A 24049-nucleotide genomic window follows, 5' to 3' on the forward strand; every position below is an offset into this window, starting at 1 on the left:
GGATGCGACAAATGCCGGGCGCGGCCGAAAACAACGAGGGGCGGCGCATGACGGGAAGGAAGACCCGTCTTTTATCGTCGGTCGGGTGAAAGAGCAAGCTGCGTTTTGCGTGCCCTATGAAGGCTTAAAACGCGTCAATGCCTGTCGCTGTCTCCTGGTCGTTTCTGAGCAGCATGCATCAGAACGGCTTGACCACCACCAGGATGACGATTGCGATCATCAGCAATGTGGGGATCTCGTTGACCATCCGCCAGTGCCTGGCCGGTTTTTCATTGCGGTCATCGGCGAATTTGCGCACCGCGCCCGAGAGATAGCCGTGCAGGGCCGACAGCAAAAGCACCGCTCCGATCTTGGCGTGAAGCCAGCCGCCCTGGAAACCAAAACCCTTCCAGGCGAGCCATAGGCCGAATACCCAGGTGACGATCATCGCCGGGTTGATGATGCCGCGCAGCAGGCGCCGCTCCATTACCTTGAAGGTCTCGGACTGCACCGAGCCCTTCTCGGCATCGGCGTGATAGACCAGCAGCCGCGGCAGATAGAGCATGCCCGCCATCCATGAGATGACGGCGAGGATATGGATCGCCTTGGCCCAGGGATAGAAACTGTCGGGTGCGGCGAAATACAAAAGCGCGGTGAAAACGACCAGCACGGCGATACCGATCGTCATGCGCATCATCGCCTGGCCGGTGCTGTTCGTGTTTTTCATCTCAGCCATCAGCGTGTCGCGCTCCGCACCTGTTTCACCATCGCCTCGACATGAGCGATCGGCGTCTCCGGCGTGATGCCGTGACCGAGATTGAAGATCAGCGGCCCGTCTCCCAGCGCCTTCAGGATCGCCTCGACACCATCCGACAGCGCCTTGCCGCCAGCCACGAGCCGCAAGGGATCGAGATTGCCCTGAACCGCACCTGAGCGCTGCAATTCCTTCGCCGCGACCAAGGGCACCGTCCAGTCGATCCCCAGCGCCGTTACGCCGGTCTTTTGCCGATAGGTCCGGTAGCGCGAACCGGCGCCCTTGGGAAAACCGATGATCGGAACATCGGGATGAACCGCCCGCACCCGGCCAACGATCTCGGCCATTGGCTGAACGCAGAACAGGTCGAAAGTTTCATCGTCCAGCACGCCGGACCAGGAATCGAAAATCTGCACCACATCCGCGCCCGCCTCGATCTGGCGGATGAGATAGGCGGCCGAATGTTCGGCAAGCACCTTCAGCAGTCGTTGAAACGCCACCGGCTCGCGATAGGCAAAAAGCCGCGCCGGCGCCTGGTCGGGTGTGCCATGGCCGGCGATCATGTAGGTCGCCACCGTCCACGGCGCGCCGCAGAAGCCTATCAGGGTTGTCTCTTCGGGCAGTTTGGCCCGCAACCGGCGAACCGTCTCGTAGACCGGTTCGAGATTCACGTGAAACACCTTGCCTTCCAGAGCCAAAATCTCCGGCGCGGTGATCGGCGTCAGCAGCGGCCCTCTGCCCTCTTCGAAGCGCACGTCACGGCCAAGCGCATGCGGAACGACAAGGATATCGGAAAACAGGATCGAGGCATCGAAACCAAAACGCTCGATCGGCTGCAAGGTCACTTCGACCGCAAGGTCAGGATCGTAGCAGAGGTCCAGGAACGAGCCTGCTCGCCTGCGTGTCTCCCGATACTCCGGCAGATAGCGCCCGGCCTGACGCATCATCCAGAGCGGAGGCGGAAAATGAGCCTTGCCCCTGAGGACATCCAGCATGATCCGGTTCTGGGGCATCGGGTGCTCGCTTCTCCCAGCCTCTTCTATAATCAAAGATTCTTATATCTAAGATTCTTCTGATTCTAAGAGTCTGTTGGTTCTGGTGGTTGTCACCTGTCCCGCTTTGCCCCGGAAAACACCAGCCAACATATTGTCGCGTGCTTCTTTTTCCCAGATGTAGGGTTCTGGGGATAGCTCCGAATCGATCAATCGAGTCAAAGTGTTAGGCACAGCGATGAAAGGCGGGTCCTGTGGACGGACCGCAGTCGAAAAAAGCCGTCCCCAAACTTGTCCCCAGTCGCCCGACGAAGCTGACAGTGCATCGAATTGTGGACAAACTGCCATCTGATACAGTCGCCTCCGACAGGCCCGTCTTTTCATCCCGCTTATCCACAGAAGCCCACAGCCCCAGGTGACCCCTGTGAACAAACCCCAGAGCTTCTTCCACCTGCACCTGATTTCCGACGCGACCGGCGAAACGCTGCTTGCCGCCGGCCGGGCAGCTTCGGCGCAGTACAAGGACGCGCGCGCCATCGAGCATATCTATCCGCTGATCCGCACCGAAAAGCAGGTGGCAAAGGTGTTCGAGGACATCGAGGAGGAACCGGGCATCATCCTCTATACGGTCGTCGACCAGAAGCTGGCGCGCGGCATCGACGAGCGCTGCGCGGCCATGGGCCTGCCCTGCGTGTCGGTGCTGGAGCCGGTGCTGACCGTGTTCCAGTCCTATCTAGGCACCCCGGCCGGTCGCCGCGTCGGCGCCCAGCATGTCCTCGACGCCGAATATTTCCGCCGCATCGACGCGCTCAATTTCACCATGGACCATGATGACGGCCAGTTGCCGCTCAATATGGACGATGCCGATGTGGTGCTGATCGGCATTTCTCGCACGTCGAAGACGCCGACCAGCATCTATCTCGCCAACCGCGGCATCAAGACCGCCAACATCCCGATCGTGCTTGGCGTCCCGGTGCCGGAAAGCCTGGTTGCCGCCAGCAAGCCGCTGATCGTCGGGCTGATCGCCACCGCCGAGCGCATCTCGCATGTCCGGCAAAACCGCATCCTCGGCAACAGCAGCTCGTATGAGGCATCGGATTATGTCGACCGCGCGGCGATCAGCGAAGAGCTCGCCTATGCCCGCAAGATCTGCACGCGCCATGGCTGGCCGATGATCGACGTCAGCCGCCGCTCGATCGAGGAAACGGCGGCGGCGATCGTTGCCCTGCGCGGGAAGTCGAGATAAATGAGGCCAGCAGCCGGGTGAGGTTTTGCCCGGCTATTTCGACGCCGCGAAGTTCGAAGGTCACGGCATGGATCCTAGGGTCTACGCTGCGTCGCTTCGCTCCTTGCTTCGCCCTAGGATGACGAAGGGACGATTGTCTCGGCCAATTTCGAAGGTTTGCGATTGCCACCAACTGCACTTTGACGGCGCAGGTGCCAGGCCCGACATCCGCGATTGGCCAAAAAGCCACCACGCCTTCGTCATCCTAGGGCGGAGCAGGAGCGAAGCGACGTCGCGAAGACCCTAGGATCCATGCCGTGACGGTGGTCGAAGGTGCAGCGGTTTTCTGTTGGAGCCAGAATCTCAACAACGGTTAGACAATTGATCAGGCGAAAAATCATGACTGAGAAAATCATCCTCGCTTCGGGCAGCCCGTTCCGCAAGGCGATGCTCGTCAATGCCGGCGTCGATGTCGAGGCGGTGCCGGCTGAAGTCGACGAGCGGGCGCTCGAGGGGCCTTTGCAGGATAGCGGCGTCTCGCCCGAGGACGTCGCCCTGGTGCTGGCCGAGGCCAAGGCCACCGACGTCAGCGAGCGCAGGCCGGGCGCCCTGGTGCTGGGCTGCGATCAGACGCTGTCCCTTGGCGACGAGGTGTTCCACAAGCCGGCCGATAGGGAAGGCGCACGCCGTCATCTCTTGGCGCTGTCGGGCAAGACCCATCAGCTCAACAGCGCCGCTGTTCTGGTCCGCGACGGCAGGGTTTTGTGGCGGCATGTCGGCATCGCCTCGATGACCATGCGCAAGCTCGACCCGGCCTTCATCGGCCGCCATCTCGCCCGCGTCGGCGCCAAGGCGCTGGGAAGCGTCGGCGCCTATCAGATCGAAGGCGAAGGCATTCAATTGTTCGAGAAAATCGAGGGCGATCATTTCACCATTGTCGGCCTGCCGCTTCTGCCGCTGCTGGCCGAACTGCGCACGCTGGGAGCGATCGATGGCTGAGGCGTCGAAAAAAGCCTTCGTGTCGGGCCATCCGGTCAAGCATTCGCGCTCGCCGAAGATTCATGGCCACTGGCTGGCCAAACATGGCATCGACGGGAGCTACCGGGCCATCGATATCGCGCCGCAAGACTTTGCCGTATTCGTGAAAACGCTGCAGGCAAACAATTACCGCGGCGGCAACATCACCATCCCGCACAAGGAAGCGGCTTTCGCATTGGCCGAACGCCGCGACCAGGCGGCGCAAGAAATCGGCGCCGTCAACACGCTGTGGTTCGAGGATGGCGTCCTGTGGGGCGGCAACACCGACGGTCACGGCTTTGCCGCCAACCTCGACGATCATGCGCCGGGCTGGGCGAGCAAGGGCCCGGCGGTCGTGCTTGGCGCCGGCGGCGCGTCGCGCGCCGTCATCCATGCGCTGAAGGAGCGCGGCGTGACCGACATCCGCATCGTCAACCGTACGCTCTCCCGGGCTATAGAACTGCGCGATCGTTTCGGCGCCGGCGTGTCGGCGCATGGCATGGCGGCTACGGATGAACTGCTCGGCGATGCCGGCCTGCTGGTCAACACCACGGCGCTCGGCATGCATGGCAATGAAGGCCTGTCGGCCGATCCCGCCCGGCTGCCCGACCATGCCATCGTCACCGACATCGTCTATGTGCCGCTGGAGACGCCGCTGCTCGCGGCCGCCCGCGCGCGAAAGCTGAAGACGGTCGACGGCCTCGGCATGCTGCTGCATCAGGCCGTGCCCGGCTTCGAACGATGGTTCGGTGTCAGGCCGCGGGTGACGGCCGAACTCCGGGCGATCATTGTTGCCGATCTGGTACCAAAACCATGATCGTGCTCGGCCTCACAGGCTCGATCGGCATGGGCAAGTCGACCACGGCCAGGATGTTCACTGACGCCGGCGTGCCGGTCCATGATTCCGACGAGACGGTGCATCGCCTCTATGCCGGCAAGGCAGCCCCTTTGGTCGAGGCGGCGTTTCCGGGCACCACATCTGCCGGGGTGGTCGACCGGACAAAACTTGGCGCGCGCGTGCTCGGCGACGCCGCCGGGCTGAAGCGGCTCGAGGCGATCATTCACCCGCTGGTGCGCGCCGACGCCGATACCTTTCTGGCCAGGCATCGTGGATCAGGCGCGCCGATCGCCGTCCTCGATATTCCCCTGCTGTTCGAAACCGGCGGCCGCAACCGCGTCGACAAGGTCGTCGTCGTCACCGCATCGGCCGAGACCCAGCGCGAGCGTGTGCTGGCGCGGCCAGGCATGACCGAGGAAAAACTGGCGTCGATCCTGGCCAAGCAGGTGCCGGATGCGGAAAAGCGTCGTCAGGCCGATTTCGTGGTCGACACCGGCCAGGGGCTGGACGCCGCGCGGGATCAGGTGAATGCGATCATTGCGGAACTGATCGGGGTCGGCAAGCCGGGCCATTGACACTGGCTGCCGTCTGTCAACGTCAGCGCCGCCCCTCATCTGCCTGCCGGCATCTTCTCCCCGTATAGTGACGGGGAGAAGGAGCTGGCCGCGACCTCGGCTACTCTCTTGCTAACGCAGGAGATTGGCGAAATCCTTTGCGAAGGCGTCGTTCTCCCCGTCACTATACGGGGAGAAGTGCCCGGCAGGGCGATGAGGGGCAGCGCAAACCTGTAGTGATTGCCCTGATCAGCTTCGTTTCCCATTGCCATTTTGTTCCGGTCTCATGATTCTGCTCCTTTGGAGCGACTGATTCGATGCGTGAGATCATCTTCGACACGGAAACCACCGGCCTCGATTCGCGCGACGACCGCGTGATCGAGCTGGGCGGCGTCGAGCTGGTCAACCGCTTCCCGACCGGAAAGACCTTCCACCACTACATCAACCCGCAAGGGCGCGCGATCCATGCCGAGGCACAGGCGGTGCACGGCATCAGCGCGGCGGACCTCGCGGGCAAGCCGACCTTTGCCGAGATTGTGCAGGAATGGCTGGACTTCACCGACGGCGCCAAGCTGGTCGCCCACAACGCAACCTTCGACATCGGCTTCCTGAACGTTGAATTCGGCCGGCTCGGTCATCCCGTCATCGACAACGGCCTCGTCGTCGACACGCTGGCGCTGGCGCGCCGCAAGCACCCGATGGGCCCCAATTCGCTCGATGCGCTCTGCCGGCGTTACGGCATCGACAACACCAGGCGCACCAAGCACGGCGCCCTGCTCGATTCCGAATTGCTGGCCGAGGTCTATATCGAGCTGATCGGCGGCAAGCAGGCGGCCCTTATCCTCGACAGCGCCACCGCGCCGGCGCAAGGCGAAAATGTCCGCCAGATCGAGATCATCATCAGCCAGCGCCCGGCACCCCTGCGGCCCCGCCTCACCGAAGCCGAACGCGCCGCGCACGCCGGCATGGTCGGGACGTTGGGTGAGAAGGCGTTGTGGCTGAAGGTTGCTGCTGGCAGTTAGAGAAGCGATGGCGGCAAGGCTGGAAGGGCCGACCCTCAAGATTGGCAGCGGACCCCCATAACTTCGTCATCCTAGGGCGAAGCAAGGAGCGAATGACGCGGCGCAGACCCTAGGATCCATGCCGTGACGGTGATGATATGTTCCGGCGGTGCAAGAAACCGAGCGTTACCACCCCGTCCCGCGAAACAGCTCGAACCACTCTGGATTGGCCTTTTCGATCAATTCGATCTTCCATTGGCGCGGCCAGCGCTTCAGGGACTTCTCACGTTGGATCGCATCGGTGATGTCGAAAAACTCCTCGTACCAGACCAACCGCTGAACACCGTAGCGGCTGGTGAAATTAGAGCCTTGGCCCGACTTGTGCTCCGGCATGCGGCGACCGAGGTCGTTGGTGACACCGATATAGAGGGTGCCACCTTTCTGGCTCGCAGTCATGTAGACATAACCGGTCATGGTTTTAGCGTAGCGAGCACAGGCGCGGGAACAAGCGCCATTCTGATCCGTTGCATTCTAAGGCGAATGTCACGGCATGGATTCTAGGGTCTGCGTTGCGTCGCTACGCTCCTTGCTCCGCCCTAGGATGACGAAGACGCGAGGGGCCTTCAGCCAACCTCGAAGGGGCGCTGCCCCGCCAGCGTTCCAAACAGAAAACCCGGCACAAGGCCGGGTTCTCAGAAACAACAACGATGACAGCAGGCCTCAGCTCACCTTGACCTTGGACGCCTCGTCCTCGGCCAGCTTCTGCTGGAACATCTGGGCGAAGTCGATCGGGTCGAGCATCAGCGGCGGGAAGCCGCCATTGCGGGTTGCCTCGGCGATGATCTGCCGGGCGAACGGGAACAAAAGGCGCGGGCATTCGATGAACAGGATCGGCAGCATGTGCTCCTGCGGAAAGCCTGCGATGGCGAACACGCCGCCATAGACCAGCTCGACATTGAACAGCACTTCCTGGTCGAAGGACGCCTTGGCGTTCAGCGTCAGATTGACGTCGAACTGCTTGTCGGAGAGCGGGTTGGCGTTGACGTTGACGTTGATGGCGATGCCCGGCGCCTTGTCGCGGCCGCGCAGCGAATTCGGCGCGCCGGGGCTTTCGAACGACAGGTCCTTCACATATTGCGCCAGAACGTTGAGCGACGGCTGCGCCGCATTGCCGTTTCCGTTGGCTGCGCCGACCGGCGCGTCATCCTTGCTGGCCATAAGCCTTGTCCTCTTGCCTGGGCAGCGTCGCTGACCGAATTGAAATCGGGCGTTCGCTACCATGGCGGGGATGACAAGACAAGGTTTGCCGCCTTGCTTCTCGGCTGCGGATATAGATGGGACGGCGCCCTAATCGTCCTTCAGGCGGCGCCACGGCGAGTTGTGATCCGGGCCGCGCTTCAGATCGTCCTCGCGCGAATAGTCGCCGTCTTCGAGGTCGATGACCCTGTCGCGCTGGCGGCTGCGAAAACCGCCGGTCGAGAAATCGGTGGCGACGACAATACGGCCCTTGAACCGGTTCCAGGCAAAGTCGCGCAACGGCGGCAGGAACAGAAGCAGGCCGATGATGTCTGATATGAAGCCGGGGATGATCAGGAGGATCGCCGCAACCACGATCATGGCGCCGTGCGCAAGGTGGCGGCTTGGGTTCTGGCCGGCGGCCATCTCGGTGCGGATGCGGGCCATGACACCAAAGCCCTGGTACCGGAGCAAAAGCACGCCGGCGATGCTCGAGGCCAGCACGAGGCCGACCGTCGCCAGCGCTCCGACCTCACGGCCGACGATGACGAAACCGGCGATTTCCAGCAGCGGAAGCGCGAGGAGAAAGAAGGGAAGCAGCGAAATGCGCAAGTCTTGCCAACCTTTTTTCGATTGTTATGACGTTTCGATTGTTTTGGCCGCCAGTTGGCAATCGCCGCTGGCACTGAGGCTGTTAGATAGGTATGCCTGCCTTTGATTTGAATGATTGCGCCTTGCGTTCTATATGCTTTGAATGTTGAACGCTATGCGACCGTGGCCATTGGGCCTGACGGTCCGGCCACAGGGCAGGGATTGATTGGCGGAAGATATGGGATTCTTCGACTTCGGCACGATTTTCTTCCTGATTGCGGCGGTGGTCATCTTTTTCCAGCTGCGCAATGTGCTGGGCCGCCGCACCGGCAGCGAACGGCCGCCCTTCGATCCCTATTCGGCGGCTCGCACCGGCGACAAGGATGCCGCCCAGAAATCAGAAAATGTCGTCTCGCTGCCGCGCAAGCGCCCGCCAGGCGAGCCGGCTCCCGACACCTATGCCGCGATCGACGCTTTCGCCAAGCCCGATACCGACCTCAACAAGGGCCTGCGCACGATCAAGGACAATGATCCGTCCTTCGAGCCGAAGGGTTTCGTCGACGGCGCCAAGAGGGCTGACGAGATGATCGTCATGGCCTATGCCGACGGCGATCGCAAAACGCTGAAGAACCTGTTGTCGCGCGAGGTCTATGACGGTTTTGTCGCCGCCATCGGCGAGCGCGAGGCCAAGGCGGAAAAGATCCAGTCCTCCTTCGTCGGCATCGACAAGGCCGACATCGTCTCGGCCGAGATGAAGGGCGGCGAGGCGCATGTCACGCTGCGCATCATCAGCGAGCTGATTTCGGCGACCCGCGACAAGGCCGGCGCGGTCATCGACGGCGACCCGGAAACCGTCGCAGAGGTCAAGGATGTCTGGACCTTCGCCCGCGACACGCGCTCGCGCGACCCGAACTGGAAGCTCGTCGCCACCGAGGAAGAAGACTAGTTCGGAAACACGCGGCGAGGCTCCGGTGTCGCTATCGCCTCTTTTTGTCGAGAAAGCCTTCGGCGACCTGCCCGGCTGGGGAGATGACGACCATTCGGCGGCTTTCGCCGCCTTTCGCCGCTCGGCCTTCCATGTCCTGACCAAACCCTATCGCAGTGGTGCGCTCGGCATCGACTTCGACGCCTTTGCCGATGCCTACGCCAAGGCCCGGACCGTTTCGCTGGCGAATCAGTCGCCGACCCGCGGGGAAGCCCGCGCCTTCTTCGAGCGCCATTTCGTCCCGGCGCTTATCCCCGCCGAACATGCCGGCGCCGGGCTCGTCACTGGTTTCTATGAGCCGCAGGTCGAGGCGTCACCGGTGCGCACGGATCGGTTTTCGGTGCCGTTGCTGTCGCGCCCGGCCGATCTCGTCGATATCGACGAGAGCAACCGGCCGCCCGGCCTGGATCCCTACCTCGCTTTCGCGCGCCAGACGCCGAGCGGGCCGGTCGAGTATCCCGACCGTGGCGAGATCGAGCGTAGCGCGCTCGACGGCAAGGGTCTGGAAATCGCCTGGCTGGCCGACAAGGTCGATGCCTTCTTCATTCACGTGCAAGGTGCCGCACGCCTCGCCATGACCGACGGCCGGCTTGTCCGCGTCACCTATGCCGCCAAATCCGGCCAGCGCTTCACCGGGCCCGGCAAGATCCTGAGCGAGCTGGGCGAGATCCCGCTGGCGGAGGTGACGATGCAGTCGATCCGCGCCTGGTTCAAGGCGCATCCGGGCCGCGTCGACGAGATCCTGTGGCAGAACCGCTCCTACATCTTCTTCCGCCAGGCCGATGTCGAGGACGCCGCCCTTGGCCCGATCGCCGCCGCCAAGGTGCCGCTGACGCCGGGCCGCTCGATCGCCGTCGACCGCCTGCTGCATACATTCGGCACGCCCTTTTACATCGACGCGCCGACGCTCACTGCTTTCGACGCAGAACCGTTCCGCCGCCTGATGATCGCGCAGGACACCGGCTCGGCCATCACCGGGCCGGCGCGGGGCGACCTGTTCGCCGGTTCGGGCGATGCCGCGGGCGAGATCGCCGGCGTGGTCCGCAATGCCGCGGATTTTTATGCGCTGATCCCACGCGCGCTCGTTGCAGGTGCGGTCCGATGACCCGGCGCCCGGACAAGCTCAGCGAGGACGACCGGGTTCTGTGGAACCTGGTGGCGCGCACGGCCAAGCCGCTGAAGGGCAAATTTGCCGTCGACATCCCTGAAATCCCTGCCGAGGTCAGGCCAAGTCAGCCGCAACCGGTTCAGCCCATGGCCAATCCCGGGGCAGCCAAACCAAAGACGCAGCATGTCGCGCATGCGCTCGACGAACCGACCTTGGACAAGCTGTCGAAGGGCCGGCTGCCGATCGAGGGCCGCGTCGATCTGCACGGCCTGACCCAGGACGAGGCCTATTCGCTGCTGTTTTCATTCCTGCACCGGGCGCATGCCGGCGGCGTCCGCTATGTCCTGGTCATCACCGGCAAGGGCTCGTCCTCCGGCGGCGATGGCGTGTTGCGGCGCGCGGTACCGGCCTGGCTGTCGACGCCCGCCTTCCGGCCGCTGGTCTCCAGCCACGACCATGCCGCCCGCAATCATGGCGGTTCGGGTGCGCTCTATATCCGCCTGCGGCGGGCGCGCCTGTGAGGAGCTCTATCATGAGGGTGGGGACATGACCCCGTTCGGAGAGAAGCTGCGGACGCTTAGGAGCGAACGCGGTGTCCGCCAGAAGGACATGGCGGCGGCGATCGGCGTCAGCGCCGCCTATCTGTCGGCGCTCGAACATGGCAGGCGCGGTGCCCCGACCTGGACGCTGATCCAGAAGATCATCGGCTATTTCAACATCATCTGGGACGATGCCGAGGAACTGGCGCGGCTGGCCGAGGCCTCGCATCCGCGTGTAAAACTCGACACGTCGGGTCTTTCCCCCGCCGCCACCGAGCTTGCCAATCTGCTGGCGGAAAACATCGAGAAACTCGACGAAACCGAGCTCCGCCGCATCACCGCATCGATCCGCGCGGCGTTAAACCAGCGGCCGTAGTCCGACGATCCGAGCGTGATGCAAGTTCGCCTGCTTCAGAAGGAAACTGCCCGCCGGCGGACCGCCAGCGGGCACAGTGGTGAGATCACTTCTTGCCGGCCGTGCCGCCATTTCCGCCCCGGCCGTGATCGCCATTTCCGCCATGGCCATTGTTTCCGCCACCCAGGCAGTCCGACGCCCCGGCATCACCGCAACAGCGGCCGGCCCAGAGGTCGTTGAGGTTGGTTTTGGCACAGCTGGTGGTGGTCTGATCGGCCATGGCGGATCCGGCCATGCTCGACACCGCGAGAGCGGCAAGAAGGGTATTTCGCAGAAAAGCAGTCATCTGAAGTCTCCATGGTTGGTTTCGGTTCACGGCTGTGTGTCGCAGGCCGGAGCGAAATGGTTCACGGAGAAATATAACTTCTGTCATCTACGAGCGAAGCGGGCACGCAGACCCAAGGATCAGATGGGCCGTCAGGCGTTTGGTTGGAGTTTGCCAGCGACCGGGGTGTACTCCCGATATCTCATGGCTCTGCCGGGCAGCCCTCATCGGCAAAGAGTATCACGGTTCGTCGATGACGACGCAACTTGTGCGACATCCGACGAAAAGCCTGCAGGCTCTTCTGTACCAGCCATGGCCTACTTCTCCCCGGAAAACGCGGTACACTATGGGTGGCGAGTGCAGGCGCATCGACTAGACTAGATCCCTTGGGATAAAAGACTTGGGTTTGAATACAGAGACCCGGGAACATCTGATAGGATTTCAGACTGTCAGCTATCCCACATCCGGGGTTGAACTTCACATGGTCGACGGCATCCGAGAATACCCGCGTGATCAATAGAAGGCGCTCGGCTGTCGACCTCGAGAGGATGTACCCGCCGGACCCGAATGCGAAGCCGCGAAGAAGCCCCAATTTGAAGTCTCCAGACAGCAGCTTGACAGCGCGGTCAAGCCATACCCCCCGTCCAGCAATCGCCTCGATCTTTACGATGTCCGCGCCTGCTGGAATCCATGTGGTGTCATCGCCAAGAAACAGATCCGCATGCCTGGACATCAACACGTCGTCCTCGAAAACACAGCCGTAGGGGTCTGCTTCCGAGGCGATCCTTTCCCAACACCGGCGATGGCTCAAGAAGCAGCCTACCTCTTCCGGCGTCATTGTGGCCGCCCCGAAAACGGGCTTGTAGACATCGGAGATGTCGGTCGGGCTCAGCAGTCGTCCGTCCACCGCCGAGACTCGCTCGAAGCTAAGCCCGACAGACGCGAATCGATCAGTCATCCGCACCAGTCTATCGGAACTGCGGTCCAGGTTGATCACATAGGATCTCATTGATTATTCTCGTTTGCCAGGAGCACGCACCAGCTCATCAGCGATGAACTTTTTGCGCCGGTTGTCAGTGAGGATGATATTGAGGAAGTGGAGCGATCGAGCGTGGCCTAGAGTCGCCGTGACGGAGCTTCGCTCTTGCTTCGCCCTAGGATGACGAAGCGATGGATGCTTCCGGCAAACGCCGTATTACTGCACCGCGCCGACCAGAACCTGCTGGCCACCGCGGATCGAGACCCAGCGGCCGGTGTTGTCGATCGCCTGCCGCTTGAGGAAGCGGTAACCGGTCGCGTCCCATGGTTTGACCTTGTCGGTCAGATTGTCGAGCACATAGTCGCCCTCGTCGGTGCGCACCGTCAGCACGGCGTGACCCTCGCCGTCGGGCTTGCGCACGACGGTGATCAGAAGATCGGCAAGCGAGATGCTCATGCGCGAAAGCTGGCGCCGCTTTTCCAGCACATAGTCCTCGCAATCGCCGACGCCCTTGTCGGGATAGGCCCAGACTTCGTCCTTGCCGTAGATATCCATGTCGCTCATCGGCTTGACGGCGGCGTTGACCCTGGCGGTGACATTGAGAAGCTTGCGCATCAGCCCGTCGCTCATCGTGGCCGGCGCCAGATTGGTCGGGCGGATCGAGCATTCGCCCGGATGCAGCTTGCAGAAATCATAGTGGCCGATCGGCTGCGAGGTGAGCCCCCCGGTCGCCATCGCTCCACCCGCCAAAGCCGGTGCCACCCAGCCTGCCGTCATTGCCAGCCCGGCCGCCACATACACGCGCAGCCGTCGCACCATCGATGAGGAAATCATTGTCCCCGCTCACCCTTTGTTATTAACGAAAGGTTAAGGGGGATTTACAGTCCGTGTCAATTACGACGACGGTCGGATTGTCGGCATGGTTACCCGAAGGGCTGGACAGCGGCACTTGTGCAACAGAATCGGCCAGTCAGCCGGCTTATACCGGTCCATTGCACCGGTTGTCGCCGTTAAGCTTGGCTTTACGCAGGTCATTGTCCCAAAACCCGCAATTTTGGGCGGCCTTGCATTATCTCTTGGCGGCGCGGACCAGCTTCGGTTTCACCGCGACACGCTCCTGGCGGCCATAGCTGGTGATGAAGTCGACGATGCGCGGCACGATTTCGGAACGGAAGCGCGAACCGTTGAACACGCCGTAATGGCCAACCGCCGGCTGCATGTAGTGGGCATGCCGCTCAGCCGGGATGTTGGGGCACAGATCATGCGCCGCCTTGGTCTGGCCAAGGCCCGATATGTCGTCGTTCTCGCCTTCGACCGTGAACAGCGCGACGTTGCGGATCGCTGAGGGATCGATCCTGGTGCCGCGATGCGTCATCTCGCCCTTGGGCAAGGCTTGGCGCACGAAGACCGTGTCGACGGTCTGCAGATAAAACTCCGCCGTCAGGTCCATGACAGCAAGATACTCGTCGTAGAAATCGCGGTGCTTCTCGGCATTGTCGCCATCATGCTTCACCAGATGCATGAAGAAGTCCTTGTGGGCGATGATGTGGCGGTCGAGGTTCATGCTCATGAAGCCGGACAGCTGCAGGAAGCCTGGATAGACCTCGCGGCCGAAGCCCGGCACCGGCCAGGGCGCCTGCATCACGACATTGTCGCGGAACCAGTCGATGCCTTTTTCCTGCGCCAGCAGGTTGACCGCGGTCGGGTTGCTGCGGGTGTCGATCGGGCCGCCCATCAAGGTCATGGTCGAGGGCACGAAGGGATCGCCCTTCGTTTCCATCAGCGCCACGGCGGCCAGCACCGGCACGGAAGGCTGGCACACCGCCATCACATGCGTGTCCGGCCCCAGCGTGTGCAGCATGTCGATGACGTAGTCGATGTAGTCGTCGAGATCGAATTGGCCGTCGGCCAGCGGCACCATGCGGGCATCGACCCAGTCGGTGATGTGCACGTCGGCATAGGGTAGCATGGCTTCGACCGTGCCGCGCAGCAGCGTCGCATAGTGGCCTGACATCGGCGCCACGATCAGAAGCTTCGGATCGGGCTTGCGTCCTGCGGGGACAGTGCGCTCGAAGCGGACGAGATTGCAGAACGGCTTCGACCAGACGGTCTTTTCAGTGACCTCGACGCTCTTCCAGTCGACCACGGTCTTGGTCAGGCCGAAGGCCGGCTTGCCGTAGCGGCGCGTGGTGCGCTCGAACAGTTCGGCCGTCGCCGCGATCGAACGGCCCCATTGCGTGTGGGAAAACGGATTGAGCGGATTGGAGTAAAACATCCGCACCGCGTCGGCATAGAGGCGCGCCGGCTGCAGGGCCGCGTGGTTCATCTCATAGAGCTGGTAGAACATCGAGAACCCCGCTGCTGCCTGCGACCGAAGGGACGACGAGCCGCGCCGAGCCCTAGATGTCTCGCGGGGAAGTTAACAACTAATTGCTGCGATGCAATACGTCACGCGGCGTGACCAATGCTTCTTTGGTTCAAGGCCGTGGAAATCGGGGCCGAACGGTGCCAGCCGGCTCAGTGTGCGACTGCGAAATGTGTAAGCCGAAATGTGTAGGCAATGTGTCCGGCTCTCTTGCCGGACACAGGAAGCTCTAGACGCGCGCCATGCACACGGACGTGTGGCCGGAGCCGATGAAGCCGAGCTGGCCGGCCGCACCCTTCGACAGGTCGAGCACGCGTCCCTTGATGAACGGACCGCGATCGTTGATGCGCACGACGACGCTGCGGCCGTTGTTCTTGTTGGTCACTCGGAGCTTGGTGCCGAAAGGCAAGGTTCGGTGGGCAGCGGTCAGCGCCGAAGGGTTCATGCGCTCGCCCGATGCGGTCTTGGAGTGCAGGGCATACCACGAGGCGCGGCCGCACTGGCTGGCCGCGGTTGCCGAAGAAGCGCCGACCATCAGGCCAGCAGCGATCGTTACCGCGACAAGCGCGGTCTGTTTTGGGTTCTTCATATTTGGGGGATGGCTCCGTTTTTGACAGACCCCAGCCGTTAGGTGCCAAATAAGGCGCGAAATGCGGCAGTCATCTGGCGGTTCCGTGGCAATGGCACACGTTTGGAGTCGCTGGGTAACAGTTTGTCAGGCATTTTCCGCCGCGCGATGATCTGTCAATGATGATCTTTGTCCTGCTGCCAGGCATCCGTTTGACAAGATCGAACATTAATATCCAAGTAGAGTCTGGCGCGGTCGGACCACTTCCTTTAGCTCTTTTATCGCGGCCCCGATGCTGCAACCAATCGACTTGAAAAGGGAGATCCGGCAATGAGGATGAGCAAAAATCTGCTGGCCTTGATTGTGCTTGCCGTCGGCGCGCTGTGGTCGCTACAAGGCCTCGGCGTGGTCGGCGGCAGCTTCATGACCGGCCAGTCGCAATGGCTCTATATCGGCGTCGTCACCATGCTGGTCGGGCTGGTGGGATTGGTGTGGGCGAACCGGTAGGGGTGTGAGCTGTAGAACGAGGGGCGGCGATCTGTGGCGCCCCCCTCTGCCCTACCGGGCATCTCCCCCTCGAGGGGGGAGATTGGCCGTCATCACTGCTTTCGCTAATCTCCATCATTGAAAGAGGGCAGCGAGGCCGAAGCTGCTAATCTCCCCCTCGAGGGGGAGATGCCCGGTAGGGCAGAGGGGCGCGCTGTCCCGCCGACGCCTCCAAATGTTGTATATCGTCAAAAAGCTACCCGAACAGCCGATCCAGAATCTTGCCCTCCAGCCGGGCCAACTCCACCGAACCGCGCCGGCGCGGCCGTTCCACGGGCACATCCAGATCAAGCGCGATCCGGCCTTCGCTGATCACCACGACCCGGTCGGCCAGCGCGACCGCTTCGGCGACATCATGCGTGACCAGCACAGCCGTGAACTTCTGCGCGATCCAGATGCGTTCCAGAAGCTGCTGCATCTCGATGCGGGTCAGGGCGTCGAGTGCGCCGAGCGGCTCGTCGAGAGCCAGGATCTGCGGGTGGCCGACCAGCGCGCGGGCCAGCGCCACGCGCTGCTTCTGACCTCCGGACAGCACCGAAGGCCATTCGTCGGCCCGATCGGCAAGCCCGACCTCGCCGAGAATGTCGAGCGCGCGTTGCCTTGCCTCCGCGCCGGAAGCAATCCCGGTCAGCCCGACCTCGACGTTTTTCACCACGCTGGCCCAGGGCAGGAGCCGTGGCTCCTGGAACATGAAGCGCGTGCGGCTGTGTCCTTCCTCTTCGACGCCGAATGTCAGCGATCCCGATGTCGGCCGGTCGAGCCCGGCCAGAAGCCGCAAAAGCGTGCTCTTGCCGCAGCCGCTCTTGCCGATGACGGCAAGGAACTGTCCGGCCGGCACGTCCAGGTCGATGCCGTCGAGCACGGTCTTGTCGCCGAAGCGCTTGCCGGCTTGCCTGAAGGCAAAGGCCCGCTGCCCTTCGACGGAGCCGATCGGCCGCACCGGCGTGGCGACGAAGGAACGGGCTGCGGTCAGGCTGGCGGCGGTCATGGGCAATCTCTCATCCGTTCTGGAAGGCCGGATGCCAGCCGAGCGACAGCCGCTCGAGCAGGCGGGCGAGGCTGTCGGCGAGCTTGCCGAGCAGCGCGTAGATCAGGATCGACAGCACGACGACGTCGATCAGCAGGAATTCGCGCGCCTGCATGGCCATGTAGCCGAGGCCGGAGCTGGCCGAGATGGTTTCGGCGACGATCAGCGTCAGCCACATGATGCCCAGGGCATAGCGCAGGCCGACGAAGATCGCCGGCAGCGCGCCGGGCAGGATGACGCGGAAGAACAGGGCGCGTCGGTCCATGCCGTAGACGCGGCCCATCTCGACCAGCTGCGGGTCGACGCTCTGGATGCCGAGCAGCGTGTTGACGTAGATCGGAAAGAACACGCCGAGCGCCACCAGGAACAGTTTGGCTTCCTCGTCGATGCCGAACCACAGGATGACCAGCGGGATCAGCGCCAGGTGCGGGATGTTGCGGATCATCTGCAGCGTCGTGTCGGTCAGGCCGCGGCTGAGCGTCGACAGCCCGTTGGCAAGGCCAAGCGCAAAGCCGATCGAGCCGCCGATGGCGAAGCCGGCAAGGGCGCGCGCGGTCGAAACGCCGATGTTGCGGATCAGTTCGCCTGACAGCGTCAGCCGCCAGAAGGCTTCGGCGACCGCGCTCGGCGCCGGCAGCACGTTGGCGGGCATGACGCCCGCGCGGCTGGCAATCTCCCAGCCGACAATAACCAGCGCCGGCAGCAGCCAGCCGATGGCATTGCTATGCAGGCGCGTGGAAAAGCTCATGACGAAGCCTGCAGGCGGTTGGCGCCATGGAAGCCGACCGAGAATTCGTTGGCGATGTTCTCATGCGCCCGCTGCCGTCTGGTGCCGAGCCCGAGTTTCGGGAACAGAAGCTCGGCGACGCGGTAGGCCTCCTCGAGATGCGGATAGCCCGAGCCGATGATGGTATCGATGCCGATCGCCTGGTATTCCCGGATGCGCTCGGTGATCTGTTCCGGCGTGCCGACCAGCGCCGTGCCGGCGCCGCCGCGCACCAGCCCGACACCGGCCCACAGATTGGGCGAGACGACCAGCCTGTCACGGCGTCCGCCATGCAATTGCGCCATACGGCGCTGGCCGACTGAATCCATCTGGTTGAGGAAGCGCGCCTGCGCGTTTTCGATCTGCGCGTCGGTGACATGGCTGATCAGCCGGTCGGCGGCGCGCCAGGCTTCGTCCTCGGTCTCGCGGACGATGAAATGCAGCCTGATGCCGAAACGCAGTTTTCTGCCGCACAGTGCCGCCTTTGCGCGCGCCGAGGCGAGCTTCTCGGCCACCTGTGCCGGCGGCTCGCCCCAGGTCAGATACATGTCGACGAGGTCGGCGGCGAGGTCCTGGCCTGCGTCGGACGACCCGCCGAAATAGAGCGGCGGCCGCTCCTGGTGCGGCAGAAGGTCGAGGCGGCCACTCTCGACGCGGTAATATTTGCCGTCGAAATTAACCCGCTCGCCCGACACCAGGCCGCGCCAGATGGTCAGGAACTCATGCGCCTGGGCATAGCGCTCGTCATGCGGCAGGAAGACGCCGTCGCCGGCGAGCTCGGTCGGGTTGCCGCCGACCACGACATTGAGCAGCAGGCGGCCATTGCTCAAGCGATCGAGGGCGGCGGTCTGGCGCGCGGCGAAAGTCGGCAGCGTGACGCCCGGCCGCAGCGCAACGAGAAACTTCAGCTTTTCGGTCAGCGTCGCGAGACCTGTCGCGGTGATCCAGGAATCCTCGCAGTTCTGACCCGTGGGCAGCAGCACGCCGGGAAAGCCGAGCCGGTCGACCGCTTGCGCGATCTCCTTGAAGTAGCCGAATTCGGGCGGTCGCTGCTGCTCCTCGGAACCGAGATAAGAACCGTCGCCATGCGTCGGGATGAACCAGAAGAAATCGAGCGGTGCGGTGCTGGCAGGCGCGGTCATGTCTGGCACAGTCACGGGCGGATCTCCTGGAGATATGGGTGCAAACGCAAATGGCGCCGGGCGTTCTCACCCGGCGCCGTCAGGGGACAAGTTAGTTGCCGGGTGCTGTCCACACCGCGTCGGAGATGCGGACCGCTTTCGGGATCAGCCCGAGCTTATAGAAGCGGTCGGCGGTGGCCTGCTGGCCGGCGATGATCTCGTCGGTGATCGGAAAGATGCCGAACTTGGTGCGGTTGGCGGCGATGATCTGCGCGTCGAGCGGCACACCCGTCACCTCATGCAGCGCCGCGGCCACCTTGTCGCGGTTCTGGTCGGCCCATTTCGCCGCCTCGCCGAGGGCCGATATCGTCGTCGTGACGGTTTCGGGGTGCGCCTTGGCGAAATCCTTGTTGGCGAGGAAGTAGGTGTTGACCTTGAGCACCTCGCTGGAGCGGGCCAGCACACGCGGCTGGTAGCGGGTTTCGGCGATGGCGAAGAACGGATCCCAAACAGTCCAGGCATCGATCTGGTCGCTGGCGAAGGCTGCGGCCGCATCCGCCGGGCTGAGATACACCGGCGTGATCTGGTCGAACGGAACACCGGCCTTTTCCAGCGCGGCGACGAGCAGGTTGTGAGCGCTGGTGCCCTTGCCGACGCCGACGCGCTTGCCCTTGAGGTCGGCGACCGACTGGATCGGCGACGCCGGCTTGACGAAGATCGCCTCGCCGTCGCCATTCGACGGCAGCGCCGCCGCATAGACGATGTTGGCGCCGGCCGACTGGCCGAAGATCGGCGGTGCGTCGCCGGTCCAGCCGACATCGATGGCGCCGACATTGAGCGCCTCGACCAGCGGCGGCCCGGCGGTGAACTCGACCCATTTGACCGTCACGCCCTTGTCTTCAAGTGCCTTTTCGATCACCTGCTGCTGCCTGGCGATCACCGGCAGGCCGGTCTTCTGATAGCCGATGCTGAGCTGCTTCAGCTCCTGCGCTGTGGCGCCGGATGACAGGACAACCGTCACCGCCAGCAGGCCGATGCCGAAAACACGTCTCGTCAGATTGAAAGGCTTGGTCAGATTGAACATTGATCCCTCTCCTTCGCTGCGGATCGGCGCCGGAAATGACCTCGCCGGTTGGAAGATGAATCAGGCTAGGTAGTTCTATAAATTTAGTAGAGGAATGATTTTGCGAGATGGACTTGAAGAGCGGATTTGTTTTCTGCGGGCAGCCCCAGCTTTCGTCATCCTAGGGCGAGGCAAGGAGCGAAGCGACGGGGCGCAGACCCTAGGATCCATGCCGTGACGGTGATGCTATGCTCCGGCGGTGCAAGGAACCGAGCGCCTACCAGCCGGTTCCACGAAAGAGCTCGAACCACTCCGGATTGGCCCTCTCGATCAGTTCGATCTTCCATTGTCGTGGCCAGCGCTTCAGTGATTTCTCACGTTGGATGGCGTCGGTAATGTCGAAATACTCTTCGTACCAGACAAGGCGTTGCACGCCGTAGCGACTGGTAAAGCCTGAGCCTTGGCCGGACTTGTGCTCGGGTACGCGGCGGCCGAGGTCGTTGGTGACACCGATGTAGATCGTACGGCGCTTCTGACTCGCGGTCATGTAGGCATAGCCGGTCATGGTTGAAGGGTAGCCCGCGTGAGTTGGCGTGCAAAGCGACATTTCTGATCCGCCGCATTCTACGACCACCGTCACGGCATGGATCCTAGGGCCTGCGCCGCGTCGCTTCGCTCCTTGCTTCGCCCTAGGATGACGAAGCTTAAGTTAAGCCGTCTTCGTGACACAAGTCGTGCCCCACGCCCTTCACTGCGACCAATACTGCCAGGCCCAGTAAAAACTCTCGTCGCGTGGCGGCAGGCGGTCGCGCTCGGCGTCCCAGCGGACCGGCGTTGGCGATTTCAGTTGCTGTTCTAGCGGCTGGCTTTCCCTGGTCCAGGCGAGAAGCCAGTTACCGGCTTGGGCGAACAGCACGGCGGTGGAATGGGTCATCGTCATTCTCTCCTGCTCTTCTGGTTTCCAATCATTCGCGTCCCGCCCACGGGACGAGGACGCGTTCGAGCCTGCGGATGGTGAATTCGAGCACGAAGGCGATGGCCGCGATCACCAATATGCCCATCACCACCACGTCGGTGACGAGGAACTGGGCGGCCGACTGGATCATGAAGCCAAGCCCGCGTGTCGCCGCCACCAGTTCGGCGGCGACCAGCGTCGACCAGCCGGCGCCGAGCGCGATGCGCAGTCCGGTCAGGATCGACGGCAGCGCGCTGGGCAGAATGACGTGGCGGACCACTTGGCGCTGGGTAGCACCCAGCGAGCGCGCCGCATTGATGCGCTCCTGCGAGACGCCGCGAACGCCGGACGCGGTCGACAGCGCCACCGGCGCCAGCATGGCAATGGCGATCACCAGGATCTTCGACGGCTCGCCGATGCCGAACCAGATGATGACCAGCGGCAGGTAGGCGAGCGGCGGGATCGGCCGCAGGAATTCCAGCAGCGGATCGAAGATGCCGCGCCCGATCGTGCTGATGCCGATGGCGAGCCCAACCGGCACGCCGATGAGGATGGCGGCGACCAGCGCGGCGAATATCCGCCACAGGCTGGCGACGGCATGCTGCAGCAGCGTCGCATCGACGAAGCCGTCACGAGCGACGGTGATGAACTTGTTCCACACGGCGGCAGGCGATGGCAGAAACACTGGCGACACCAGTTGCAGGCGGGCCGACAGCGCCCACAGCGCCAGCACCACCAGGATGGTGACAGCGCTGACCGCGCGGGCCGAAACGCCTTTACGCTTGGGGCTGGGTCGCGACCATGGCACCGACAGGCCGTCGGCCTCGTCGATCTTGTGTCCCGGTCGCTCCGTGTAGGAAGTAACGGTCATGCCGCTTCTCCTTCGAAGATCGCATCGGTCAAGTCCGCGCGGGCTTCGGAAAAAATCGGATCGGCCTTGATCGTGCGAATGGCTTCGCCAGACGCGTAGCGCCTGGAGAAGCCGGGTTCAAAAGTCCGCACCACGCGGCCCGGCCCGGGCGCCAGCACGACGATGCGGGTGGCCAGCACCAGCGCCTCCTCGATGCCATGCGTCACCATCAGCACGCCGACCTCGCTTGCCGTCCACAGATCGAGCAGCGTCGTCTGCATGCGTTCGCGCGTCAGCGCATCGAGCGCGCCGAGCGGTTCGTCGAGCAGCAGGAATTCGGGTTCGGCGGCGAGCGCCCGGGCCAGGCCGACGCGCTGGCGCATGCCGCCGGAAAGCTCCCAGATGCGCTTGTCGCCGGCGTCGGTGAGCTTCACCAGCGCCAGCAACTCATCGGCGCGCTGGGCTCGCTCGGCTGGCCTGACACCGCGCAGCCTGAGCGCGAAGGCAACGTTTTCGCGCGCCGTCAGCCATGGGAACAAAGCATCGTTCTGGAACACCACCGCCCGGTCCGAGCCCGGCGCGGTGATCGGCTTGCCGTCGATGGAAGCCGTACCTCGCGCCGGCGCGACAAGGCCGGCGGCGACGTTGAGCAGCGAGGTCTTGCCGCAGCCGGAACGGCCCACCAGCACGACGAAATCGCCCTTGGCGACATCGATCGACACCCGTTCGACGGCAGGCTCCGCCTGGCCGTCATAGTGGATCGAGACCTTGTCCAGTACGAGATGGGGGTCGAGCACGAGATGCGGCATGGATACCTCGCCGATTTTGAAGCAAATCCGACTGCCCCGAAACCGCTCCTCGTCAGCGGTTCCGGGGCAGGCAGCACGCGGCGTCAGGGAAGAAGATCCGCGCGCGTTCGTTTGGCGTCAGGCGTTCAGTTCGAGGCAAGCGCCTCGGTGACGTATTTCGACGACACGTATTTGGAATAATCGGGAAGCACGGCGTCGATCTTGCCTTGCTCCTTGAGGAAGGCGGATGTCGCTTCCACCGCCTTGACCGTGCCGCCGCCGAGGAACTTGTCCGAAGCCTGCTCTTCGAGCGTCGGGAAGACATAGCCCTTGAGCAGCTGCGGCACCTCTTCCAGCTTGGCGCCGGTGATCTTGGCGATCGCGGCCGCCTGTGGCGACGACACCGACCAGGCGTCGGGCTTGGCGAGGAACTCGGCATAGGCGGTGCCCGTCACCTTGACGAAGTCGCGCACTGCCTCAGGGTTCTTTTCGGCGAAGTCGGTGCGCACGATCCAGGCGTCGAAGGTCGGCGCGCCCCAGGCGGCGACCTGCGAGGAATCCACCACCACCTTGCCGGTCGTCTTGATCTGGCCGAGCGCCGGATCCCAGACATAGGCCGCGTCGATATCGCCGCGGGAAAAGGCCGCCGCGATTTCCGGTGGCCGCAGATTGAGGATCTCGACCGACTTCGGATCGACGCCCTCGTGCTTCAGCGCGGCGAGCAGGCTGTAATGCGTCGTCGAGACGAAGGGCACGGCGACCTTCTTGCCGGCGAGGTCGGCGACCCCAGCGATGCCGGCGCCGTTGCGCGCCACCAGCGCCTCGGATTCGCCGATCAGGCCGACGATAAAGATGGTCTGGATCGGCAGCTCGCGGCTCGCCGCCGCCGCCAGCGGGCTCGAGCCGACATAGCCGATATCGACCGAACCGGAAGCGACCGCGGCGATGACATCGGCGCCGGAATCGAATTTGCGCCAGTCGATGGTGGCTTTCGTCGCCTCTTCATAGGCGCCGTCGGCCTGCGGCACTTTCGAAGGCTCGACTACCGTTTGATAGCCGATGGTGATCTTGAGGTCGTCGGCAAGGGCCGGGCCGAGGAAGGCCGCACCGGCCAGTGCCGCCGACGAGAGCAGAATAATGCGTCGCGAAATGGTGGACATGAAGGGCTCCTGAAAAGAGAAAAACCGGAATGCCCTATGATAGTCAGCTAATTCTATCGCTCTTGTAGAGTTAAATCCTTCCAACCAAGGCGAGCTTGTTAGAAAAAAGCTGTCGGTGCTGGGTGGCGAAGCGGATGTGGCGGCTGCAAGCGATCTCCTGGCTTGATCCAAGCCGTGACGTTGGGGGCTCGGCTACTGTCCGAAGTCTTCCGATGTCGGCGGGACAGCACCCCCTCTGGCCTGCCGGCCATCTCCCCCGCAAGGGGCCTGTTGCAAAATTGTGTGGATGTGATTCCCTGTTTTTGAAACAGGGATCTTGCGATGACGACGAAGCCGAGCGGTCAGTTCAGTTTTGTGGAGGC

General features: G+C 63.2%; 29 protein-coding genes. 10 read left to right on the forward strand and 19 right to left on the reverse strand.

The features are described from left to right. Positions 1 to 178: 178 nt before the first annotated feature. The gene (gene hemJ / locus NKK51_RS29480; RefSeq protein WP_352555691.1) at positions 179 to 715 is read right to left on the reverse strand and encodes a protoporphyrinogen oxidase HemJ; all 537 of its coding nucleotides are present in this window, start codon (positions 713 to 715) and stop codon (positions 179 to 181) included. Further along, positions 715 to 1746 carry a uroporphyrinogen decarboxylase gene (gene hemE, locus NKK51_RS29485; protein WP_352555693.1) on the reverse strand — a complete coding sequence of 344 codons (1032 nt, stop codon included), beginning with the start codon at positions 1744 to 1746 and terminating at the stop codon, positions 715 to 717. Before hemE ends, hemJ begins: the two co-directional genes overlap by 1 nt. A gap of 403 nt (positions 1747 to 2149) precedes the next feature. Between hemE and NKK51_RS29490 the strand changes: the two genes are divergently transcribed. The 5 genes from NKK51_RS29490 (at position 2150) to dnaQ (ending at position 6381) form a co-directional block, all read left to right on the forward strand. Then, entirely contained in the window at positions 2150 to 2971 is an 822-nt protein-coding gene (locus tag NKK51_RS29490; RefSeq protein ID WP_023813414.1) for a pyruvate, water dikinase regulatory protein, read from the forward strand. A gap of 378 nt (positions 2972 to 3349) precedes the next feature. Continuing rightward, positions 3350 to 3949: a Maf-like protein gene (locus tag NKK51_RS29495; protein ID WP_352555695.1), complete on the forward strand. Its 600-nt coding sequence runs from the start codon at positions 3350 to 3352 to the stop codon at positions 3947 to 3949. Next, positions 3942 to 4784 (forward strand): shikimate dehydrogenase, encoded by an 843-nt coding sequence (locus tag NKK51_RS29500; protein ID WP_352555697.1) that lies wholly within the window; start codon positions 3942 to 3944, stop codon positions 4782 to 4784. Before NKK51_RS29495 ends, NKK51_RS29500 begins: the two co-directional genes overlap by 8 nt. Then, positions 4781 to 5380, forward strand: coding sequence for a dephospho-CoA kinase (gene coaE / locus NKK51_RS29505; RefSeq protein ID WP_352555698.1), 600 nt, complete (start codon positions 4781 to 4783; stop codon positions 5378 to 5380). The genes NKK51_RS29500 and coaE overlap by 4 nt, the downstream gene beginning before the upstream one ends. A gap of 296 nt (positions 5381 to 5676) precedes the next feature. Then, the gene (dnaQ, locus tag NKK51_RS29510; protein ID WP_023813418.1) at positions 5677 to 6381 is read left to right on the forward strand and encodes a DNA polymerase III subunit epsilon; all 705 of its coding nucleotides are present in this window, start codon (positions 5677 to 5679) and stop codon (positions 6379 to 6381) included. A gap of 165 nt (positions 6382 to 6546) precedes the next feature. Here dnaQ and NKK51_RS29515 read toward each other — a convergent pair whose 3' ends face one another. The 3 genes from NKK51_RS29515 to NKK51_RS29525 all read right to left on the reverse strand — a co-directional run bounded on the left by NKK51_RS29515 (position 6547) and on the right by NKK51_RS29525 (position 8208). Next, entirely contained in the window at positions 6547 to 6834 is a 288-nt protein-coding gene (locus NKK51_RS29515; protein ID WP_023813419.1) for a GIY-YIG nuclease family protein, read from the reverse strand. Positions 6835 to 7080: 246 nt separating this feature from the next. After that, a complete protein-coding gene (secB, locus tag NKK51_RS29520) occupies positions 7081 to 7578 on the reverse strand; it encodes a protein-export chaperone SecB (RefSeq protein ID WP_023813420.1) in 498 nt (165 codons plus the stop codon). Positions 7579 to 7707: 129 nt separating this feature from the next. Then, positions 7708 to 8208: an FxsA family protein gene (locus NKK51_RS29525; RefSeq protein WP_023813421.1), complete on the reverse strand. Its 501-nt coding sequence runs from the start codon at positions 8206 to 8208 to the stop codon at positions 7708 to 7710. Between the two features lie 217 nt (positions 8209 to 8425). On the opposite strand from NKK51_RS29525, the gene NKK51_RS29530 reads away from it, so the two are divergent. Genes NKK51_RS29530 through NKK51_RS29545 form a run of 4 tightly spaced genes read left to right on the forward strand, consistent with a single transcriptional unit; the run spans position 8426 to position 11195 of the window. Further along, positions 8426 to 9133 carry a Tim44/TimA family putative adaptor protein gene (locus tag NKK51_RS29530; RefSeq protein ID WP_352555700.1) on the forward strand — a complete coding sequence of 236 codons (708 nt, stop codon included), beginning with the start codon at positions 8426 to 8428 and terminating at the stop codon, positions 9131 to 9133. Positions 9134 to 9158: 25 nt separating this feature from the next. Next, positions 9159 to 10277: a murein transglycosylase A gene (gene mltA, locus NKK51_RS29535; RefSeq protein WP_352555702.1), complete on the forward strand. Its 1119-nt coding sequence runs from the start codon at positions 9159 to 9161 to the stop codon at positions 10275 to 10277. Beyond that, positions 10274 to 10801: a Smr/MutS family protein gene (locus NKK51_RS29540; protein WP_023813424.1), complete on the forward strand. Its 528-nt coding sequence runs from the start codon at positions 10274 to 10276 to the stop codon at positions 10799 to 10801. Before mltA ends, NKK51_RS29540 begins: the two co-directional genes overlap by 4 nt. Before the next feature lie 25 nt (positions 10802 to 10826). Next, positions 10827 to 11195, forward strand: coding sequence for a helix-turn-helix domain-containing protein (locus NKK51_RS29545; protein WP_013528719.1), 369 nt, complete (start codon positions 10827 to 10829; stop codon positions 11193 to 11195). Positions 11196 to 11280: 85 nt separating this feature from the next. Here the strand turns inward: NKK51_RS29545 and NKK51_RS29550 are convergent, their stop codons facing one another. The 5 genes from NKK51_RS29550 to NKK51_RS29570 all read right to left on the reverse strand — a co-directional run bounded on the left by NKK51_RS29550 (position 11281) and on the right by NKK51_RS29570 (position 15432). Continuing rightward, positions 11281 to 11454: a hypothetical protein gene (locus NKK51_RS29550; protein WP_352555704.1), complete on the reverse strand. Its 174-nt coding sequence runs from the start codon at positions 11452 to 11454 to the stop codon at positions 11281 to 11283. A 247-nt stretch (positions 11455 to 11701) separates the two neighbouring features. Next, on the reverse strand, positions 11702 to 12508 hold the full coding sequence (locus NKK51_RS29555) for a glycosyltransferase family 25 protein (RefSeq protein WP_128305612.1): 807 nt from the start codon (positions 12506 to 12508) through the stop codon (positions 11702 to 11704). 186 nt (positions 12509 to 12694) lie between these two features. Next, entirely contained in the window at positions 12695 to 13312 is a 618-nt protein-coding gene (locus tag NKK51_RS29560; RefSeq protein ID WP_352555706.1) for a transglutaminase-like cysteine peptidase, read from the reverse strand. A 235-nt stretch (positions 13313 to 13547) separates the two neighbouring features. Next, on the reverse strand, positions 13548 to 14825 hold the full coding sequence (locus NKK51_RS29565; RefSeq protein ID WP_352555708.1) for a polyhydroxyalkanoate depolymerase: 1278 nt from the start codon (positions 14823 to 14825) through the stop codon (positions 13548 to 13550). 247 nt (positions 14826 to 15072) lie between these two features. Next, a complete protein-coding gene (locus tag NKK51_RS29570) occupies positions 15073 to 15432 on the reverse strand; it encodes a septal ring lytic transglycosylase RlpA family protein (RefSeq protein ID WP_127297693.1) in 360 nt (119 codons plus the stop codon). A 309-nt stretch (positions 15433 to 15741) separates the two neighbouring features. On the opposite strand from NKK51_RS29570, the gene NKK51_RS29575 reads away from it, so the two are divergent. Then, positions 15742 to 15918 (forward strand): hypothetical protein, encoded by a 177-nt coding sequence (locus tag NKK51_RS29575; RefSeq protein WP_352555710.1) that lies wholly within the window; start codon positions 15742 to 15744, stop codon positions 15916 to 15918. A gap of 235 nt (positions 15919 to 16153) precedes the next feature. On the opposite strand, the gene NKK51_RS29580 is transcribed toward NKK51_RS29575, so the two are convergent. The 9 genes from NKK51_RS29580 to tauA form a co-directional block, all read right to left on the reverse strand. Next, positions 16154 to 16945, reverse strand: a complete 792-nt coding sequence (locus NKK51_RS29580; RefSeq protein WP_127268050.1) for an ATP-binding cassette domain-containing protein — start codon at positions 16943 to 16945, stop codon at positions 16154 to 16156. Between the two features lie 10 nt (positions 16946 to 16955). Continuing rightward, on the reverse strand, positions 16956 to 17732 hold the full coding sequence (locus NKK51_RS29585) for an ABC transporter permease subunit (RefSeq protein WP_352555712.1): 777 nt from the start codon (positions 17730 to 17732) through the stop codon (positions 16956 to 16958). Continuing rightward, entirely contained in the window at positions 17729 to 18892 is a 1164-nt protein-coding gene (gene ssuD, locus NKK51_RS29590) for an FMNH2-dependent alkanesulfonate monooxygenase (RefSeq protein ID WP_352555720.1), read from the reverse strand. The genes NKK51_RS29585 and ssuD overlap by 4 nt, the downstream gene beginning before the upstream one ends. 91 nt (positions 18893 to 18983) lie before the next feature. Further along, the gene (locus tag NKK51_RS29595; protein ID WP_352555714.1) at positions 18984 to 19955 is read right to left on the reverse strand and encodes a sulfonate ABC transporter substrate-binding protein; all 972 of its coding nucleotides are present in this window, start codon (positions 19953 to 19955) and stop codon (positions 18984 to 18986) included. A 256-nt stretch (positions 19956 to 20211) separates the two neighbouring features. Next, the gene (locus tag NKK51_RS29600; RefSeq protein ID WP_352555722.1) at positions 20212 to 20499 is read right to left on the reverse strand and encodes a GIY-YIG nuclease family protein; all 288 of its coding nucleotides are present in this window, start codon (positions 20497 to 20499) and stop codon (positions 20212 to 20214) included. A gap of 183 nt (positions 20500 to 20682) precedes the next feature. Then, a complete protein-coding gene (locus NKK51_RS29605) occupies positions 20683 to 20868 on the reverse strand; it encodes a hypothetical protein (RefSeq protein WP_031213663.1) in 186 nt (61 codons plus the stop codon). A gap of 31 nt (positions 20869 to 20899) precedes the next feature. Beyond that, positions 20900 to 21760, reverse strand: coding sequence for an ABC transporter permease subunit (locus NKK51_RS29610; protein ID WP_352555716.1), 861 nt, complete (start codon positions 21758 to 21760; stop codon positions 20900 to 20902). Further along, positions 21757 to 22548, reverse strand: coding sequence for a taurine ABC transporter ATP-binding protein (locus NKK51_RS29615; RefSeq protein ID WP_023813438.1), 792 nt, complete (start codon positions 22546 to 22548; stop codon positions 21757 to 21759). Before NKK51_RS29615 ends, NKK51_RS29610 begins: the two co-directional genes overlap by 4 nt. Positions 22549 to 22673: 125 nt before the next feature. After that, positions 22674 to 23687, reverse strand: coding sequence for a taurine ABC transporter substrate-binding protein (gene tauA, locus NKK51_RS29620; protein WP_352555718.1), 1014 nt, complete (start codon positions 23685 to 23687; stop codon positions 22674 to 22676). Positions 23688 to 24049: the final 362 nt, after the last annotated feature.

Origin of the sequence: Mesorhizobium sp. M0011, from assembly GCF_040324155.1 — a bacterium.
In the GTDB taxonomy this organism is placed as follows: domain Bacteria; phylum Pseudomonadota; class Alphaproteobacteria; order Rhizobiales; family Rhizobiaceae; genus Mesorhizobium.

What these genes read in the sequence shown, in the direction of transcription:
- dnaQ (WP_023813418.1), top strand. Translation starts at nt 5,677, where the DNA reads ATGCGTGAGATCATCTTCGACACGGAAACCACCGGCCTCGATTCGCGC.
- NKK51_RS29545 (WP_013528719.1), top strand. Translation starts at nt 10,827, where the DNA reads ATGACCCCGTTCGGAGAGAAGCTGCGGACGCTTAGGAGCGAACGCGGT.
- NKK51_RS29555 (WP_128305612.1), bottom strand. Translation starts at nt 12,508, where the DNA reads ATGAGATCCTATGTGATCAACCTGGACCGCAGTTCCGATAGACTGGTG.
- NKK51_RS29500 (WP_352555697.1), top strand. Translation starts at nt 3,942, where the DNA reads ATGGCTGAGGCGTCGAAAAAAGCCTTCGTGTCGGGCCATCCGGTCAAG.
- NKK51_RS29595 (WP_352555714.1), bottom strand. Translation starts at nt 19,955, where the DNA reads ATGTTCAATCTGACCAAGCCTTTCAATCTGACGAGACGTGTTTTCGGC.
- NKK51_RS29575 (WP_352555710.1), top strand. Translation starts at nt 15,742, where the DNA reads ATGAGGATGAGCAAAAATCTGCTGGCCTTGATTGTGCTTGCCGTCGGC.
- NKK51_RS29610 (WP_352555716.1), bottom strand. Translation starts at nt 21,760, where the DNA reads ATGACCGTTACTTCCTACACGGAGCGACCGGGACACAAGATCGACGAG.
- NKK51_RS29615 (WP_023813438.1), bottom strand. Translation starts at nt 22,548, where the DNA reads ATGCCGCATCTCGTGCTCGACCCCCATCTCGTACTGGACAAGGTCTCG.
- NKK51_RS29515 (WP_023813419.1), bottom strand. Translation starts at nt 6,834, where the DNA reads ATGACCGGTTATGTCTACATGACTGCGAGCCAGAAAGGTGGCACCCTC.
- ssuD (WP_352555720.1), bottom strand. Translation starts at nt 18,892, where the DNA reads ATGACCGCGCCTGCCAGCACCGCACCGCTCGATTTCTTCTGGTTCATC.
- NKK51_RS29585 (WP_352555712.1), bottom strand. Translation starts at nt 17,732, where the DNA reads ATGAGCTTTTCCACGCGCCTGCATAGCAATGCCATCGGCTGGCTGCTG.
- NKK51_RS29550 (WP_352555704.1), bottom strand. Translation starts at nt 11,454, where the DNA reads ATGGCCGATCAGACCACCACCAGCTGTGCCAAAACCAACCTCAACGAC.
- NKK51_RS29570 (WP_127297693.1), bottom strand. Translation starts at nt 15,432, where the DNA reads ATGAAGAACCCAAAACAGACCGCGCTTGTCGCGGTAACGATCGCTGCT.
- NKK51_RS29565 (WP_352555708.1), bottom strand. Translation starts at nt 14,825, where the DNA reads ATGTTCTACCAGCTCTATGAGATGAACCACGCGGCCCTGCAGCCGGCG.
- hemJ (WP_352555691.1), bottom strand. Translation starts at nt 715, where the DNA reads ATGGCTGAGATGAAAAACACGAACAGCACCGGCCAGGCGATGATGCGC.
- NKK51_RS29580 (WP_127268050.1), bottom strand. Translation starts at nt 16,945, where the DNA reads ATGACCGCCGCCAGCCTGACCGCAGCCCGTTCCTTCGTCGCCACGCCG.
- NKK51_RS29495 (WP_352555695.1), top strand. Translation starts at nt 3,350, where the DNA reads ATGACTGAGAAAATCATCCTCGCTTCGGGCAGCCCGTTCCGCAAGGCG.
- NKK51_RS29530 (WP_352555700.1), top strand. Translation starts at nt 8,426, where the DNA reads ATGGGATTCTTCGACTTCGGCACGATTTTCTTCCTGATTGCGGCGGTG.
- secB (WP_023813420.1), bottom strand. Translation starts at nt 7,578, where the DNA reads ATGGCCAGCAAGGATGACGCGCCGGTCGGCGCAGCCAACGGAAACGGC.
- NKK51_RS29605 (WP_031213663.1), bottom strand. Translation starts at nt 20,868, where the DNA reads ATGACCCATTCCACCGCCGTGCTGTTCGCCCAAGCCGGTAACTGGCTT.
- NKK51_RS29540 (WP_023813424.1), top strand. Translation starts at nt 10,274, where the DNA reads ATGACCCGGCGCCCGGACAAGCTCAGCGAGGACGACCGGGTTCTGTGG.
- coaE (WP_352555698.1), top strand. Translation starts at nt 4,781, where the DNA reads ATGATCGTGCTCGGCCTCACAGGCTCGATCGGCATGGGCAAGTCGACC.
- hemE (WP_352555693.1), bottom strand. Translation starts at nt 1,746, where the DNA reads ATGCCCCAGAACCGGATCATGCTGGATGTCCTCAGGGGCAAGGCTCAT.
- NKK51_RS29560 (WP_352555706.1), bottom strand. Translation starts at nt 13,312, where the DNA reads ATGATTTCCTCATCGATGGTGCGACGGCTGCGCGTGTATGTGGCGGCC.
- NKK51_RS29600 (WP_352555722.1), bottom strand. Translation starts at nt 20,499, where the DNA reads ATGACCGGCTATGCCTACATGACCGCGAGTCAGAAGCGCCGTACGATC.
- tauA (WP_352555718.1), bottom strand. Translation starts at nt 23,687, where the DNA reads ATGTCCACCATTTCGCGACGCATTATTCTGCTCTCGTCGGCGGCACTG.